Source organism: Streptomyces sp. a15, assembly GCF_059026085.1.
Genome location: NZ_JBWLKM010000068.1, coordinates 1 through 15846 on the forward strand (window position 1 = coordinate 1; position 15846 = coordinate 15846).

A 15846-nucleotide genomic window follows, 5' to 3' on the forward strand; every position below is an offset into this window, starting at 1 on the left:
TACGAGGGCCTTCGTCCGGCACGCCGATGGCACGCACCGAACACCGCGGGCACCGCACAGGACTTTCGAAACACCCCTAGCCCCGCCCCGACTGCATCACCTTCCGAATGGGCCGCCCCACCATCCGCCGAGCCCGCCGGTACACCGAGGCCGGGGCCGCGGTCGCCGTCGCCTTGACACCGGTTCGTGCCAGCTCCCGCTCCAACCTCGCGTTGTCCTTGGACAGTTCGTCGATACGGCCGTTCAGCCAGCCGAACCGGGAGGTGAGCGAGGAGAGGTCGGTGTCGTTCCAGGGGCGGACGCCGGCCGGGAAGGACAGGGTGCGCATGCGGTCGTCGAAGGCGGCGCCGCCGTCGCCGTGCGTGAAGGTGTTCTCCAGGCCGTTCCGGTCGAGGAAGGCGGTGAACCGCTCGAAGCGCGCGTGGTGGCCGCTGACCAGGCCGGTGAAGTCGGCTTCCTCGTAGAGCCCTGCCGGGTCGAGGTCGCCGGGCAGCCCCTTGATGAGGCGGTGCGGGATCTCGAAGTAGCGGCACAGCTCCAGCGTCCGTGAGTCGCCGCACAGGACGGTCGCGGGCGTGCCCGCCAGCAGCGCGGCGATGTTGCCGTGGATGCGGGAGCCGAAGGAGAAGTCGAAGGCGCGCAGGTCGTCGATCCAGGTGACCGGGTCGACGTAGACGCGGACCTTGTCCTCCCGGTACATCGGGTGGTCGGGATGCGTGGGCATCGACGTGACCCGGCCGTTGGCGTCCGACAGGTCCCGCCAGTGCAACTGCCGTGCGTCGCTGATGTTCTGGCCTATGAAGCGCAGGTACGGGTAGCGCTCGTGGGTTCGGCGGATGATCCGGTCCAGGCCCTGCTTCTGCACCGCGTTGTGCGAGCCGTTGATCGCGATGCGGGACTCCGCGGTCAGCGCCGGCACCCGCTTCTCCACGGCGAGTTCCTTGCCGTAGAGGAACAGCGACGGGCAGCCGATCACCTCGACGTCCCGGAACCCCATGTCCTTGAGGTACTTCTCGGTGAACTCCCCCCGCACCCCGATCGAGGCGCTGTGGTCGAGCACCGCCGAGACGAACTCCCGTACCGACTGCTCCATGGGCTTGAGCCGCGCGGGGTTGTAGTCGAGCCCGGACTGCGCGCCGACGCCGACCACCACGACCGGGATGCGCAGCTTGCCGATCAGCCGGGTGAGCCGCTTGAGCTGCGCCTCGAACGACGGCCGGAACGCGTTGGCCAGCGGTACGACGAAGGCGTCGTACTCCTCGTTGATCTTCCCGGCGGCCGCCACCTCGGTCCTGACCCCGTTGGAGACGACCTCGGTCCCGGGCGTCTGAAGGATCTTGTGGGTGGCATCACTGAAGATCAGGTTGCCGGAGTTGGTGGCGATGACGTCCCGGTGGAGGGCTTCCTCGACGGGGACGACGTCATATGGGCTCTTCCCCGACCTGAGGAGAATGCGCTTTGAGGGGCGAACGGTGTGCGACACGAACTTCAATCTAAGTTTTGCCAGACGTTCATTTCTATACGGAACCCGTACAACCTTTTTGCCGTACGCGAAGCGTGAGCAAAGAGTGACGTGGCGCGTGTCCGGGGGATGGACCGGCGCGCGTCCCACCACCCCGTTCGCGTAGATTGCGAGGCAGCCGAGGTGCGAGGGGACGGAACGCAAGGTGGCAGGGGCAAGGCAGGCCGTGAGCGAGGCCCGCAGGATCGTCGTCAAGGTGGGTTCCTCGTCGCTGACCACGGCCTCCGGCGGACTGGACGCCGACCGGGTCGACGCGCTCGTCGACGTCCTCGCCAAGAGCCGCAGCGGTGGGGAGAAGGAGATCGTCCTCGTCTCCTCCGGTGCCATCGCCGCCGGTCTCGCCCCGCTCGGGCTGCGCCGCCGCCCCAAGGACCTGGCCCGGCAACAGGCCGCCGCCAGCGTCGGACAGGGGCTGCTGGTCGCCCGCTACACCGCCTCCTTCGCGCGCTACGGCATCCGCGTCGGCCAGGTGCTGCTGACCTCCGACGACATGAGCCGGCGCGCCCACCACCGCAACGCCTCCCGCACCCTCGACAAACTCCTCGCCATGGGCGCCCTCCCGATCGTCAACGAGAACGACACCGTCGCCACGGACGAGATCCGCTTCGGCGACAACGACCGGCTCGCCGCGCTCGTCGCCCACCTCGTCCACGCCGATCTGCTGGTCCTGCTCTCCGACATCGACGGCGTGTACGACGGCGACCCCAGCAAGCCGGGCACCTCGCGGATAGCGGAGGTGCGCGGGCCCGCCGACCTCTCCGGGGTGGACATCGGCAGCGCCGGCAAGGCCGGCGTAGGCACCGGCGGCATGGTCACCAAGGTCGAGGCCGCCCGGATCGCGGCCGCCGCCGGCATCCCCGTCGTGCTCACCAGCACCATCCATGCGGCCGACGCGCTGACCGGCGGCGACACCGGCACCTACTTCCACCCCGCCGACAAGCGCTCCGCCGACCGGATGCTGTGGCTCCAGCACGCGTCCACCCCGCAGGGCTCGCTGACCCTGGACGACGGGGCGGTGCGCGCGGTCGTGGACCGCCGCAAGTCGCTGCTGCCGGCCGGAATCGCCTCCGTCGAGGGCGAGTTCACCGCGGGCGACCCGGTCGAACTGAGGGACGGCGAGGGGAACGCGGTGGCCCGCGGACTCGTCAACTTCGACGCCAAGGAGATCCCCCGGCTGATCGGCCGCTCCACCCGGGAACTCGCCCGTGAGCTGGGACCGGCGTACGAGCGCGAGGTCGTGCACCGGGACGACCTGGTGATCCTGCACCCCTGAAAATCCCGCCGTCGGGCCCCGGCTCACCCGAAAACGGGGTGAACGACCCGGCAATGGCGTCGCCCTCAGGTGGACGTTCCGCAAAACCGCCCCACGGACGCCCCCGGCCTGCTCAACTTTGTCTCAGGGACACGTTCCGCAGACCACGAGCACGAGCGCTGCTCGGCCATTGGGTAAAGGAGGCCGTCGTGAGACGAGTGCGCCCTGGGGCGTCGGCGGCCCGCGGCGGTACCGGTGGTACCTCCGCGCGCGCGGCCGGCGAGGAGCGTGCCCTGACGAGCGTCGCGGCCGGCGACCGGTACGAGAAGCCGGAGGACCTGCCGCGCCTGTGGCACGTCACCCTCAGCGTCTCCGGCAAGGAGGCCCCGCTGAAGGAGGTGCGGCGCGGCCTCGAACAGCTGGCCCACGACCACCCCTTTCTGCTGACCAGCAGATACGCCAACGACCACGCGGAGATCCGCTACTGGGAAGAGGCCCGCGACCTGCACGACGCGGCCGCCGTGGCCCTGCGCCTGTGGGGCGAGCACCGCCAGACCGCCCAGCTCCCGCCCTGGGAGATCGTCGGCCTGGAGGTCATCGACCGGGAGACCTACCAGCAGCGCATCGCCGAGGGCTACGGACCGGCACCGGCGACGCCGGTAGGAGTCCATCCGTTTTGAACACGACCACGGACCGTAACCATCCATTGAGGAACCCCCACGGCGAGCAACCACGTCCGCGAGAGCGGCGCCGGTCTAGGCGCAAAGGGGAGTCTCGCGGTGTGGAACGCCCGGTGGACGCACCCGTCCGGCGCACTACGCTTCCCTTATGACCACGCTTTCGCCGTACGACGCCATGTCCCCGGTCACCCAGGCCGCCTACCGCGCCAAAGCCGCCGCCGCCGACCTCGCCCCGCTGCCGCGGGCCGAGAAGGACGACGCGCTGCTCGCCATCGCGGACGCGCTGGAGGTCCGTACGAGCGAGATCGTCGAGGCCAACGCCAAGGACATCGCCAAGGCCCGCGAGGCCGGCACCAGTGAGGCCATCGTCGACCGGCTGACGCTGACGCCGGAGCGGGTGCGGGCCATCGCCTCCGACGTGCGGGACGTCGTCGCGCTGCCCGACCCGGTCGGCGAGATCGTCCGCGGCTCGACCCTGCCGAACGGCATCGACCTGCGCCAGGTCCGCGTCCCGCTCGGCGTGGTCGGCATCATCTACGAGGCCCGCCCGAACGTGACGGTGGACGCGGCGGCGCTGTGCCTGAAGTCCGGCAACGCGGTGCTGCTGCGCGGCTCGGGCTCCGCGTACGAATCGAACAGCGCGCTCGTGCGGGTGCTCCGCGACGCCGTGGGCGGGGCCGGCCTGCCCGCCGACGCCGTGCAGCTGGTGCCCGGCGAGAGCCGCGAGAGCGTGCGCGAGCTGATGCGGGCACGCGGCCTGGTCGACGTGCTCATCCCGCGTGGCGGCGCCTCCCTCATCCAGACCGTCGTCACCGAGTCGATCGTCCCGGTCATCGAGACCGGCACCGGCAACTGCCACGTCTACGTCGACGCGAATGCCGACCTCGACATGGCCATCGACATCCTGATCAACTCCAAGGCGCACCGCGTCAGCGTCTGCAACGCCGCCGAGACGCTCCTCGTCCACCAGGACATCGCCCCCCGGTTCCTGCCGCGCGCCCTGGACGCCCTCGCGGAGGCCGGAGTGACCGTGCACGCCGACGAGCGGGTCCTGGCGTACGCCAAGGACTCCAAGGCCACGGTCGTGGAGGCCACCCCGGAGGACTGGGAGACGGAGTACCTGTCCTACGACATCGCCGCAGCGGTCGTCGACTCCCTCGACAAGGCCGTCGAGCACATCCGCCTGTGGACCTCCGGCCACACCGAGGCCATCGTCACCACCTCCCAGCAGGCGGCCCGCCGCTTCACCCAGCTGGTCGACTCCACGACGGTCGCGGTCAACGCCTCCACCCGGTTCACCGACGGCGGCCAGTTCGGCTTCGGCGCGGAGATCGGCATCTCCACGCAGAAGCTGCACGCGCGCGGACCGATGGGTCTGCCGGAGCTGACCAGCACGAAGTACATCGTCACCGGGGACGGGCACGTACGGCGCTGAGGCGCACGACCTGGCGCGCGGCAGGGACATGCCCCCGCCGCGCGCGCCCTTTCCTGGTGCGTGCCGCAGGAAGAGATGTCTCATCCAGCGGATGAATTTCCATACCGTCTGCCCAAATTGACCCCCCAGGTCTACTCTGGATCCGTGCCGGAGGACGTGGGGGGCACGCCGTTCCCTGACGGCTGGGAGCCCGACGACGACCACGACCGCGGGGTGTCGGACGAAGAGTTCGCCTCCGTGGTCTTCGACGAGGACTTCGTACGGGCGGCCGTGGTGCACGAGCCGACCGCCGTCGAGCGCCTCCTTGCCGCCGCGCAGGCGAGAGCGGAGGCCTCCGAGGCCGAGGCCCGCCGGGCGGCCCTCGGCAGGGGCGAGCGCTACGAGGACGGCTACGGCCCCGACGACCCCACCGGATTCGGCCATGATCCGGAACTCGACGACCTGGACGACGCCGACATCCTCGAAGGCCGCTACGGCGCCCCCGGGACGTACGGCAAACAGGTCCGCTGGCACCGTCCCGTCGCCTGGATGCTCGCCCTCGTGATGGGCATCGGCATGGTCGCACTGGCGTTCGCGGCGGTCTACCGCAGCGCCTCCTCCGACGGCGGGGGCCCGGTTCCGCCGCCCACCTCGACCGGCCTGGAACACGGCACCTCGGCGGCGCCCTCCGCGTCCGCCGACTACTCCCAGCCAGCCGTCTCCGCCGTGCCGCGCACGCCCTGAACGCCGGCCGCCGGCCCGTGCCCGGTCCTGGTGAGAACCTGTCAGAAGTTGTCGCGCAGGGGGGCGTTTACCCGAGGGCCCGGCGACCTACCCTGAAGATATGGGCGGGCCTGGAAACCCACCTGAGGGGACACCCGAGGGCGGCCCCGGAGGTGGAGAGGACGAGTACCGATCCGTCGTCTTCGACGAGTCGTTCGTCCGCGCTGCCCGCCTCCAGGAGTTCTCCGCGCAGGAGCGCATCGCCGACCACGCGCCCGCCGTACGCCGCCGGCCCCCGCTGCGCCGAGGCCTGTCCCGGCAGGCGCTGATCCTGGTCCTGCTGATCGCAGTCGCCTTCGGCACCGCGATCTACATGGGCGTACGGCATCCCTACCAGACCCCCGCCGCGCAGCAGCCCGTCGAGCCCCTGCGGATGACCGTCATCCCGCTCGCCCCGCAGGGCAAGGTGCCCGGGCACACCGACACCGAGTACCTGTACGCGCACAGCCCCGCCGCGCAGTACCGCATCGGCGCCGAAGGCATCCCGCTGCCCGCCTCCCGGCGCACCGCGCACTTCTCGGACAGCCAGGTGGTCGCCGCCCTGACCACCGCCAAGGACTACATCGTCCGGTCCTCGCTCTACCCGGAGGTCCTCACCGGCCGACAGGTCCGTCCGGTGCGCGTACTGCTCGACGCGGACCAACTCGGCCAGTTCGACGAGAGTTTCGACCGCCCGGCCGCCGACGGACGGCACGCTCCCACGGGATGGCTGGTTCGCTTCGACCCGTCCGGCGCCGAGCTGGCCGACGGCAAGATCAGGGTCCAGGGCACGCTCCAGGCCGCCGAGACCGACTCGTCCACGCTCGAGGTCACCGCGGACCACACCTTCGTGTACGCGCTACGGGCCCCCGGCGCCGGCGACAAGGCCGAGGCGTCCTTGTTCACCGTCCGCCGCGAGCTGCACTTCCGCTTCGACCGCGACGACCTGCGGCTGCACACCACCCAGCTCGTCGTCTCCTATGTGCAGGCGGGTCCGCTGTCCTGCGCCGAGGACTCCACCAACCGCCTGCACCCGCTGCTCGCCGGCCAGACCGCCAAGGCAGGCGGCCCCGCGGGCACGGACCCGTACGCGACGGGCGGCGCGACGCCGCTGTGCGGATCGCTGGCGACGAGCGCGCAGCCGAAGGTGTGAGCGGCCGGGAGGTGTGAGCGGCCGGAGCGGCGAGCAGCCGGAGGTGTGAGCAGCCGACGGGACTCTTTGGTTCCGTCGGCTGCGAGGACACCCCTCGGTCAGCCGTCTCGGTCAGTTGTCCCGCGGGGGCGTGTCCGGGCCCGGCTCGTCCGTCGGGTCCGTCGGGTCCGTCGGGTCCGTCGGCGGCCGGTCCTGCGGTGCCGAGCTCGCGAAGCCGCCGAAGCCGCGCCGCACCCGGCCGCCCAGGTCCCCGGCCCCGCCGGCGAGGTCGCTGACCAGCTTCATCAGCGGGTCCTTGGAGCTCTTGACGTTGCTGGCGTAGCTCGACGCCGACTCGCGGAACGAGTCCGTGACCGAGGTGTCCTTGTCCTCGGCGCGCCGCGGGTAGTGGCCGTCCATGATCCGCTGGTAGTCCCGGGACTCGGACCACTTCTTCAGCTCGGCCGCCCGGATGGTGGTGAAGGGGTGGGAGCGCGGCAGCACGTTCAGGATCTTCAGCACCGAGTCGCGCAGGTCGCCGCCGGCCTCGTACTCCTCGGCCTGCTTCAGGAACGAGTCCACGTTCATCTCGTGCAGATGGTTGCCACCGGCGAGCTTCATCAGGCCGCGCATCGAGGCCGTGAGGTCCTGGCCGACCAGGAGGCCCGCGCGGTCCGCGGACAGCTCCGACTTGCGGAACCACTCGCGCAGCGCCGTCACGATCGCCATGATCGCGAGGTTGCCGAGCGGGATCCAGGCCACCTTGAGGGCGAGGCTGGTCAGGAACAGCAGGATGGTGCGGTAGACCGAGTGGCCGGACAGGGCGTGGCCCACCTCATGCCCGATCACCGCCCGCATCTCCTCCTCGTCGAGCAGCTCGACGAGGCCCGTGGTGACGACGATGATCGGCTCGTCCAGGCCGATGCACATGGCGTTGGGCTGCGGGTCCTGGTTGACGTACATCGGCGGGACCTTCTCCAGGTCCAGGATGTAACAGGCGTCCCGCAGCATGTCGTTGAGGTGCGCGAACTGCTGGTCGGAGACGCGCACCGAGTCGGACAGGAACAGCAGCCTCAGGCTGCGCTCGGGCAGCAGACCGCTCAGCGCCTTGAAGACCGTGTCGAAGCCGCTCAGCTTGCGCAGCGCCACCAGGGCGGAGCGGTCGGCCGGGTGCTCGTACGCACGGGAGGAGATCCCCGGGAAGCGCCTGCGTTGCCTGCTCGGCACGTTCTCGTGCCCGTTCTGCTGGTGGCCGTCGGACATGTCTTCCCCCATGTGCGTGTGTGTGGCCCTTTGCGGATCTTTGTGCGGCCCTTTGCTCCCCCGAAGCTGGGCCCAGCCTAGGCGGAGTTACCGTGGACGGGCACTACAGCGAAGGAGTTCCGCGCCATGGAGCACAACCCCCGGGCCGCCTGGCTCGCCGAGGCCGCGCGCGCCGCCGAGCAGCAGGGGGCGGGGAATTTGCTCCGGGTCGTACTGATCGTGATGGTGCTGGGCTGTGTGCTGACCGCGTGGTTCCTGCTGCGGGGGTACAAGCGGAAAGACGACTGAGGCGGGGCGAAGGTTCCCAATAGCGGAGTCGGCGTGATCGGCGTCGGACCGCCCGCTTACCATGGGCCGACGTGTTTATCCCGCCCACACCGGATAGGTCCTGCCGAAGATGAGCTTCCACAGCACCGCTGCCCAGTTGGTCACCCTTGCCGCCGAGGGCGAGGAGCACGGCGGCAACCACGAGAGCCTCGACCCGCTGGTGACCGGCGGGGCCGCCTTCGTCATCCTGATGCTTCTGCTGTGGATCACGACCCGTTTCAACCGCGACCGCTGAGCCCGGCGCGAGCCCGGCAGGAATCCGGCAGGGGCGTCCCGCACGGGCCGTCCCGGGGATCTCTCGGCCGGGGCTCTCAGGCCGGGCCGGTAGGGTCTGCACGCATGGGAGAGCAGGACATGCCTACCGGTCCGGCGAACGACACGCCGAACGGCACGGAAGCCCGCCCGGTGAGCGCCACCGGGAGAGGTCCGGGTCGCGGCGTCGGGAACCGTCCGTCGAGCGGCGCCGGCAACGGACCGTCGAACCCCGGCAAGCGCCGCCTCGGCGTCATGGGCGGGACGTTCGACCCGATCCACCACGGGCACCTCGTGGCGGCCAGCGAGGTCGCCGCGCAGTTCCACCTGGACGAGGTGGTGTTCGTCCCGACCGGCCAGCCGTGGCAGAAGAGCCACCGCACGGTCTCCCCGGCCGAGGACCGCTACTTGATGACGGTCATCGCGACCGCCGAGAACCCCCAGTTCTCGGTCAGCCGCATCGATATCGACCGCGGCGGCGCCACCTACACCGCGGACACCCTGCGTGACCTGCGCGCGCTCAACCCCGACACCGACCTCTTCTTCATCACCGGCGCCGACGCCCTCGGCCAGATCCTGACCTGGCGGGACGCGGAAGAGCTGTTCTCCCTCGCACACTTCATCGGGGTCACCCGGCCGGGCCACGTCCTGTCCGACCCCGGGCTCCCCGAGGGCGGTGTCTCGCTCGTCGAGGTCCCCGCCCTCGCCATCTCCTCCACCGACTGCCGTGCGAGAGTCGCCAAGGGCGACCCCGTCTGGTATCTGGTGCCGGACGGAGTCGTGCGCTACATCGACAAGCGCGAGCTGTACCGCGGCGAGTGAGCCGAGAGGGGCACCGGTGAACGACCGATACGACGCGGGATACGGCGGCAACCACGACGACCGGTACGAGCTCGTCGGCTACGACGAGTACGGCCGGCCGATGTACCAGCCGGCCCCGCCGCAGCAACAGCCGCAGCAGGCCCCCCAGCAGCCGTACGATCCGTACGCGCAGCAGCAGGGCTACGGCTACGACCCGTACGCCACGGGCGGGCAGCAGCCGGCCCCTCCGTACGACCCGTACGACACCGGTCGGCAGGCACCCGTGCCACCGCCCTACGACCCCTACGGCACCGGTGCCCAGCAGGCCGGCGGGCAGGCGCCCTCGTACGACCCCTACGGCCGGGAGGCCACCAGCGGTCAGCAGCCCCGCGTCGTCGAACAGACCGCCTACATCCCGCAGCAGGCCGGCCCGCCCGAGCAGACGGACATCCCTGAGCGGGACCACCGCTCCGACGCCGACGGGAACCACCCGGCCAAGGGCGAACGGGACTACCGCACCGAGCAGTTCGCCTTCGTCGAGGAGCCCGACGGCGACTCCGAAGATGTCATCGACTGGTTGAACTTCACCGAGAACCGCACCGAGCGCCGCGAGGAGGCCAAGCGCCGCGCCCGCAGCCGCCTCGTCGCCCTCGTGGTGGTGCTGGCGCTGGTCGCGGTCGGCGGCGCCGGCTACCTCTGGTATGCCGGGAAGCTGCCCGGACTGTCCTCGTCCTCGGACGCGAAGACCGGAACAGCCACCGCCGTCGGCGCCCAGAACCGTGACGTGATCGTCGTCCACCTGCACAACACCGCGCAGGGCGGCACGTCCACGGCACTGCTCGTCGACAACACCACCACCAAGCAGGGCACCACCGTCCTGCTGCCCAACTCCCTCGTCCTGACGGACGACGGCGGCACCACGACCACCCTCGCCAAGTCGGTCGAGGACGACGGCTCCTCCGGTACCCGCGACTCCCTCGACGGTGTCCTCGGAACCGACATCGAGGGCACCTGGCGCCTCGACACCCCCTACCTGCAGAACCTGGTCGACCTCGTCGGCAACATCGAGGTCGACACCAACGCCGTCGTGGCCGACCCGGACGCCAAGAAGGGCGAGGCGCCCCTGGTGAACAAGGGGAAGGGCCAGACGCTCAGCGGCAAGGCGGCCGTCGCCTACGCCACCTACCGCGCCTCCGGCGAGGCCCAGAACGCCCAGCTGGAGCGGTTCGGCCAGGTCATGCAGAGTGTGCTGCGCAAGCTGTCCTCCGACCCCACGGCGGCGACCACCACCGTGCAGACGCTGGCGCAGATCCTCGACCCGTCGCTCACCGACAAGGACCTCGGCACCTTCCTCGCCAAGCTCGCCGACCGTGCCAAGGGCGGCGACTACAAGACCGCGCTGCTGCCCGTGCAGACCGACGGCACGCTGAGCGCCGAGGCAAGCGACAGCGTCGTCAAGGACGTGCTCGGCGGCACCGCGAAGAGCCCCGACAAGGACGCGGCCGTCAGCGTCTCCGTCCAGAACGCCACCGGCGTCAAGGACAACACCGAGAAGGCCCGCGTCGTCCTCCTCAACGGCGGCTTCAGCTTCCTGGAAGGCGGCACGGCCTCCTCGGCCCAGGCCGCCTCCAAGGTCGTCTACGCCGACGCCGCCGACAAGGAGAACGCCACCGAGGTCGCCAAGACCCTGGGCCTGGCCACCAGCTCCGTCAGCAAGGGCAAGGTCTCGGGGAGCGCGAACGTCGCCGTGGTCCTCGGCCAGGACTACGAGCCGAGCTCCTCCTAGGGCCCGTCAAGAGCCTGTCCGTCGGGCCGGCCGGGGGCGGCCCCACGTGATCCACTGATCGCGTGGGGTGGCCTCGGCTGTCCGTGAGACCCTTGGTGTCAAGTGTCCGCCGACCGAAAGCCTTGTAGTGACCGCGACTGACCGCTCTCTCGAGCTCATCACCACCGCCGCCCAGGCGGCCGCCGACAAACTGGCGCACGACGTCATCGCCTACGACGTCAGCGACGTCCTGTCGATCACCGACGCCTTCCTGCTGGCCTCCGCGCCCAACGACCGTCAGGTCAAGTCGATCGTCGACGAGATCGAGGAGCGGCTCTCGAAGGAGCTCGGCGTCAAGCCGGTGCGCCGCGAGGGCGACCGCGAGGCCCGCTGGATCCTGCTCGACTACGTGGACATCGTCGTCCACGTCCAGCACAGCGAGGAGCGCGTCTTCTACGCCCTGGAACGGCTGTGGAAGGACTGCCCCGAGCTTGAGCTGCCCGCCGACGCCAAGGCGACCCGAGGCAAGGCCGAGGAGCACGCCAAGCTGCGGGCCGAGGAGGACGCCGCCGAGTTCGGGGACCCCCGGTGAGCGCCCCCGCGGGAGCCGGCCGGAAGCCGGGCCGCGGCCGCCGTGTGATCCTCTGGCGGCACGGCCAGACGTCGTGGAACGTGGAGCGCCGCTTCCAGGGCACCACGGACGTCTCCCTCACCGAGACCGGCCTGCTCCAGGCCCAGCGCGCCGCCCGGCTGCTGGCCTCCCTGGAGCCCGACGCGATCGTCGCCTCCGACCTTCAGCGGGCCGCCAACACGGCCGCCGAGCTCGCCGCGCTCACCGGCCTGGAGGTGACCCACGACGAGGGGCTGCGCGAGACCTACGCGGGCGTCTGGCAGGGGCTGACGCACGAGGAGATCATCGCCCGGCACGGCGAGGAGTACGCGGCGTGGAAGCGCGGCGAGCCGGTGCGCCGCGGCGGCGGCGAACTGGAGACCGAGGTCGCCGACCGCGCCGCCCCCGTGGTGGTGCGGCACGCCGAGAAGCTTCCCGACGACGGCACGCTCGTCGTCGTCAGCCACGGCGGCACGATCCGGACGACCATCGGACGCCTCCTCGGCCTGGAGTCCCATCACTGGGAGAGCCTCGGCGGACTCTCCAACTGCTGCTGGTCCGTCCTCGGCGAGGGGGCGCGCGGCTGGCGCCTGCTCGAGCACAACGCCGGCACCCTGCCGGAGCCGGTGCTCGGCGACGACGACTGAGCGTGGCACCAGGGCCCGCGACCCGGATTTCACTTTCCGGCAGGTCGCAGGCTAAAGTTCTTCTTGTTCGCCCCGCCGAGCGGGAAGAACGCAAGGGGCTATAGCTCAGTTGGTAGAGCGCCTGCATGGCATGCAGGAGGTCAGGAGTTCAATTCTCCTTAGCTCCACAGATCGAGAGATCGACAGTCTTGAGTTGCACTCTTGAGTTGTCAAAGATCGTGCGCTGTCGAAGATCGCTTGACGAAGATCCCGTCCCGCTGGGGCGGGATTTCTTTTATGCCCTCCTCAGAAGGGCTGTGCGCCGGGTCGTCTCCTCGTCGTCCGGCGTGTAGACCACGATCCGGCACTCCGGCATCCCGTTGATCGACAGCGACACCGACGTCATCCGCAGCTCGCCCACCTCCGCGTGCCGGAACGTCTTCACCCGCCGCCCGGGTTCTGCCACGTCGCCGCTCTCCCACAGCCGCGCGAAGAGCGGGCTCGCCGCCGACAACCTGAGTATGAAGTCCTCCCAGACCGGCTCCCCGGCATGCAGTCCGTACGCGGCGCGCAGGGTCGCCACCATCACCGGCAGCTCCGTCTCCCGGAACACCAGCGGGCAGTCCTTCTCCGGCACCGTGAACAGCGTCCACAAGGCGTTGTGCGGGCGCCCGGCCGGCATCGGATCGGAGAGGAACAGGTCGCGGTAGACGGAGTTGGCGGCCAGGATGTCGTACCGCGAGTTGTAGACCACCGCGGGGCGTGGTTCGAGGGCCTCGATGATGCCCAGGACGTCTGGTCCCACGGCCTGCGCGAGGGCCTCCGGGGCGTGTGCGTACGGCACTTCGGCGAGGTGGTACAGGTGCTCCCGCTCCGGTGGGTCGAGGCGCAGTGTGCGTGCCACGGCGTCCAGGACCTGCGCGGAGGCGTTGATCGGCCGGCCCTGCTCCAGCCATGTGTACCAGGTCACACCGACACCCGAGAGTTGGGCCACCTCCTCGCGGCGCAGGCCCGGTGTGCGACGCCGTAAGCCCGGCGGCATGCCCACGTCCGCCGGTGTCACCCGGGCCCGCCGCGTGCGCAGAAAAGTGGCCAGCTCGGGCCGGCGGCGCTGTGTCGTCCCCATCGTCACGTCCCCCATCGTCGTTGCCGCACCTGTCCCCTGCCAGGTGCTGTCGGTACCAGCATCAGCGGGCACTCGGCACCCGTACCGGAGGGACGCCAGGCTCGACGGCATGACGACAACTCCCCGGACGGGGCCAGGTCCCGCACCCGTTCCAAGTCCTGCGATCAGTAAAGCGCCCGCCACTGACAATCCGCCCCGTGCGCTGCTCGCGCTGGTCCTCGCCGCCCAGTTCATGGCGCTGCTCGACGTGTTCATCGTGAATGTGGCGGCCCCCACCATCGCCACCGAACTCCACGCGTCCGGCGCGGATGTGCAGCTGGTGATCGCCGGATACGCCATCACCTACTCCGTGCTGCTGATCACCGGCGCGCGCCTCGGCGACCGGTTCGGGCACGGCCGGGTCCACCTGGCCGGGCTCGCCCTGTTCACGGCGGCCTCGCTGGCCTGCGGTCTGGCGCAGGGCGCCACCGAACTGATCGTGTTCCGGCTGGTCCAGGGCGCCGGCTCGGCGGTGATGATCCCGCAGGTGCTCAGCCTGATCCAGCGCAACTTCACCGGCGAGGCCAGGATGAAGGCGCTCGGCGCCTACTCGGCCGTCCTCGCCGTCGGCGCCGCCGCCGGGCAGGTCCTCGGTGGAATCCTGGTCAGCGCCGACCTGTTCGGCACCGGCTGGCGGCCGGTGTTCCTGGTCAACGTGCCGGTGGGCCTCGTCCTGCTGGTCCTCGGCAGCCGCCTGCTGCTGCCCGGGGACGGCCCCGCGGCCCCGCGGCCGACGCGCGGCCTCGACCTGCCCGGCCTGGTGCTGCTCGGGGCGGCCGTGTCGCTGTTCACGGTGCCGCTGGTGCTCGGCCAGGAAGAGGACTGGCCGCTGTGGTCCTGGCTGTCGCTGGCCGCGGCCGCGATCGCGTTCGGCCTGTTCTGCGCGTACGAGTCCCGCCTGGCCCGGCGCGGCGGCGCCCCGCTGATCGCGCCCAGTGTGCTGAGCCATCCCGGCATGGGCCTCGCCGTCTTGCGGATCCTGGCGGTGATGGCCGTCAACGGCGGCTTCCTGTTCGCGCTCACCCTGCACGTCCAGGGCGGCCTCGGCTACAGCGCGCTGCGGGCCGGCCTCACCTTCGCGCCGACCGCGGTCGTCTTCGGCCTGGTCGGTCTGACCTGGCGCACCTGGCCGGCGTCCTGGCAGCGGGCCCTGACCCCGGCCGGCTTCGTGATCACCGCGCTGGCGGTCGCGGGCGTGGGCCTGGCCCTGAAGGGCGGCGACGAGGGCGGTGCGCCGCTGTACGTCGCGTACGCCGGCGTCGGTGTCGGGCTCGCGCTCGCCTTCAGCCCGACGCTCACCCGGGCGCTGGCCGCGGTGCCGGCCGAGAACGCGGCGGACGCCAGCGGTCTGCTGGCCACGGTCACCCAGCTCGGCCAGCTGACCGGCGTCGCGGTGTTCGGCACACTGTTCTTGAACCGGCTTGAGTCACTTGGGGCCTCGCAGGCGTATACCTCTGCGGAGGCGCTGTTGGCGTGCATGTTCGCGCTGGCCGGAACGGCCGCGGTGGGTGCCGTGTCCGGACTGGTACTGAGGCGTCGCTGACCGTATTGGCCCGGCCGTGGCAGAATCAAACGGCCGGAAGGGGGCGCGGCCCGACGGGAGGGAGTAGTGATGCCTGCGAGCATCCTCGCGGAGGTCGGCCACCTCCGCGAAGCAGCATCGACACGGGATACGGTCATCCGTCTCAGCTGCCCTTCCTGCGGTTCCGTCCATGTGGCCCAAGTTCTCGGTGACAACGGCGGGATCTCCTACGTGTGCACGGCCTGCGGCCACAGCTGGAGCTGATCGATGGGTGCACACAGGCGAAAGTGCGACTGGTGCGGCAGCGGTACGCCGATCGTCCGTGACATGGAACCGGTCAATCCCGAGTACCAGTACTGGTGCGAGGAGTGCGCGCGGGCGCTGATCATAAAAGGCGACCCGATCGAGACGTACCGGGAACTGGAGGGGGAGCCGATCTACGGTCGGCTCCTCGAAGAGCACTGCACGCTCAAACGGTTCTATTCGTTCGTCACGGCATGAGTGATCACCGCGAGATCGGGCATCGATCCGCGTAACCGGACAGAACGGAAACGATTTGGTGCTCCCCCCGGTGGGCCGGTAATGTTGGCGTCGCCGCCGGGGGAACCGGGCGACACGGTCGATATGCGGCTCCGCCGCATGACCGCGAGGGGCTATAGCTCAGTTGGTAGAGCGCCTGCATGGCATGCAGGAGGTCAGGAGTTCAATTCTCCTTAGCTCCACAACAGTTGAAGGCGGGTCATCCAAGAGGAT

General features: G+C 70.4%; 16 protein-coding genes and 2 tRNA genes. 15 read left to right on the forward strand and 3 right to left on the reverse strand.

The window, feature by feature from the left end:
* Positions 1–76 precede the first annotated feature (76 nt).
* A complete protein-coding gene (locus AC5P09_RS39695; protein WP_493878562.1) occupies positions 77–1483 on the reverse strand; it encodes a polysaccharide pyruvyl transferase family protein in 1407 nt (468 codons plus the stop codon).
* Between the two features lie 205 nt (positions 1484–1688).
* Between AC5P09_RS39695 and proB the strand changes: the two genes are divergently transcribed.
* From proB to AC5P09_RS39720, 5 genes are all read left to right on the forward strand, one after another.
* Positions 1689–2795 (forward strand): glutamate 5-kinase, encoded by a 1107-nt coding sequence (proB, locus tag AC5P09_RS39700; protein ID WP_266448508.1) that lies wholly within the window; start codon positions 1689–1691, stop codon positions 2793–2795.
* Positions 2796–2992: 197 nt separating this feature from the next.
* Positions 2993–3454 (forward strand): DUF8830 family protein, encoded by a 462-nt coding sequence (locus tag AC5P09_RS39705; RefSeq protein ID WP_493878591.1) that lies wholly within the window; start codon positions 2993–2995, stop codon positions 3452–3454.
* 148 nt (positions 3455–3602) lie between these two features.
* Entirely contained in the window at positions 3603–4889 is a 1287-nt protein-coding gene (locus AC5P09_RS39710) for a glutamate-5-semialdehyde dehydrogenase (protein ID WP_493878563.1), read from the forward strand.
* 144 nt (positions 4890–5033) lie between these two features.
* On the forward strand, positions 5034–5612 hold the full coding sequence (locus AC5P09_RS39715) for an SCO2584 family spore wall biosynthesis protein (RefSeq protein ID WP_493878564.1): 579 nt from the start codon (positions 5034–5036) through the stop codon (positions 5610–5612).
* 100 nt (positions 5613–5712) lie between these two features.
* Positions 5713–6783, forward strand: coding sequence for an SCO2583 family membrane protein (locus tag AC5P09_RS39720; protein WP_493878565.1), 1071 nt, complete (start codon positions 5713–5715; stop codon positions 6781–6783).
* 111 nt (positions 6784–6894) lie between these two features.
* Here AC5P09_RS39720 and AC5P09_RS39725 read toward each other — a convergent pair whose 3' ends face one another.
* Entirely contained in the window at positions 6895–8037 is a 1143-nt protein-coding gene (locus AC5P09_RS39725) for a M48 family metallopeptidase (protein WP_493878566.1), read from the reverse strand.
* A gap of 114 nt (positions 8038–8151) precedes the next feature.
* On the opposite strand from AC5P09_RS39725, the gene AC5P09_RS39730 reads away from it, so the two are divergent.
* From AC5P09_RS39730 to AC5P09_RS39760, 7 genes are all read left to right on the forward strand, one after another.
* Complete coding sequence (locus AC5P09_RS39730; RefSeq protein WP_107091591.1) at positions 8152–8313, forward strand: hypothetical protein; 162 nt, start codon at positions 8152–8154, stop codon at positions 8311–8313.
* Positions 8314–8422: 109 nt separating this feature from the next.
* On the forward strand, positions 8423–8587 hold the full coding sequence (locus AC5P09_RS39735) for a hypothetical protein (protein ID WP_266439608.1): 165 nt from the start codon (positions 8423–8425) through the stop codon (positions 8585–8587).
* Positions 8588–8691: 104 nt separating this feature from the next.
* Positions 8692–9426, forward strand: a complete 735-nt coding sequence (gene nadD, locus AC5P09_RS39740) for a nicotinate-nucleotide adenylyltransferase (RefSeq protein ID WP_493878567.1) — start codon at positions 8692–8694, stop codon at positions 9424–9426.
* A 16-nt stretch (positions 9427–9442) separates the two neighbouring features.
* Positions 9443–11191 carry an LCP family protein gene (locus AC5P09_RS39745; protein ID WP_493878568.1) on the forward strand — a complete coding sequence of 583 codons (1749 nt, stop codon included), beginning with the start codon at positions 9443–9445 and terminating at the stop codon, positions 11189–11191.
* A gap of 127 nt (positions 11192–11318) precedes the next feature.
* Positions 11319–11762 (forward strand): ribosome silencing factor, encoded by a 444-nt coding sequence (gene rsfS / locus AC5P09_RS39750; protein WP_493878569.1) that lies wholly within the window; start codon positions 11319–11321, stop codon positions 11760–11762.
* Entirely contained in the window at positions 11759–12427 is a 669-nt protein-coding gene (locus AC5P09_RS39755; protein WP_493878570.1) for a histidine phosphatase family protein, read from the forward strand. The genes rsfS and AC5P09_RS39755 overlap by 4 nt, the downstream gene beginning before the upstream one ends.
* A gap of 94 nt (positions 12428–12521) precedes the next feature.
* Positions 12522–12594 (forward strand) — tRNA-Ala (locus tag AC5P09_RS39760).
* Positions 12595–12701: 107 nt separating this feature from the next.
* Here AC5P09_RS39760 and AC5P09_RS39765 read toward each other — a convergent pair.
* Positions 12702–13547, reverse strand: coding sequence for a helix-turn-helix transcriptional regulator (locus AC5P09_RS39765; RefSeq protein ID WP_493878571.1), 846 nt, complete (start codon positions 13545–13547; stop codon positions 12702–12704).
* A 94-nt stretch (positions 13548–13641) separates the two neighbouring features.
* On the opposite strand from AC5P09_RS39765, the gene AC5P09_RS39770 reads away from it, so the two are divergent.
* The 3 genes from AC5P09_RS39770 to AC5P09_RS39780 all read left to right on the forward strand — a co-directional run bounded on the left by AC5P09_RS39770 (position 13642) and on the right by AC5P09_RS39780 (position 15815).
* Positions 13642–15114 carry an MFS transporter gene (locus tag AC5P09_RS39770; protein ID WP_493878572.1) on the forward strand — a complete coding sequence of 491 codons (1473 nt, stop codon included), beginning with the start codon at positions 13642–13644 and terminating at the stop codon, positions 15112–15114.
* 246 nt (positions 15115–15360) lie between these two features.
* The gene (locus tag AC5P09_RS39775) at positions 15361–15594 is read left to right on the forward strand and encodes a hypothetical protein (protein ID WP_053750770.1); all 234 of its coding nucleotides are present in this window, start codon (positions 15361–15363) and stop codon (positions 15592–15594) included.
* A 148-nt stretch (positions 15595–15742) separates the two neighbouring features.
* Positions 15743–15815, forward strand: a tRNA-Ala gene (locus AC5P09_RS39780).
* Positions 15816–15846: the final 31 nt, after the last annotated feature.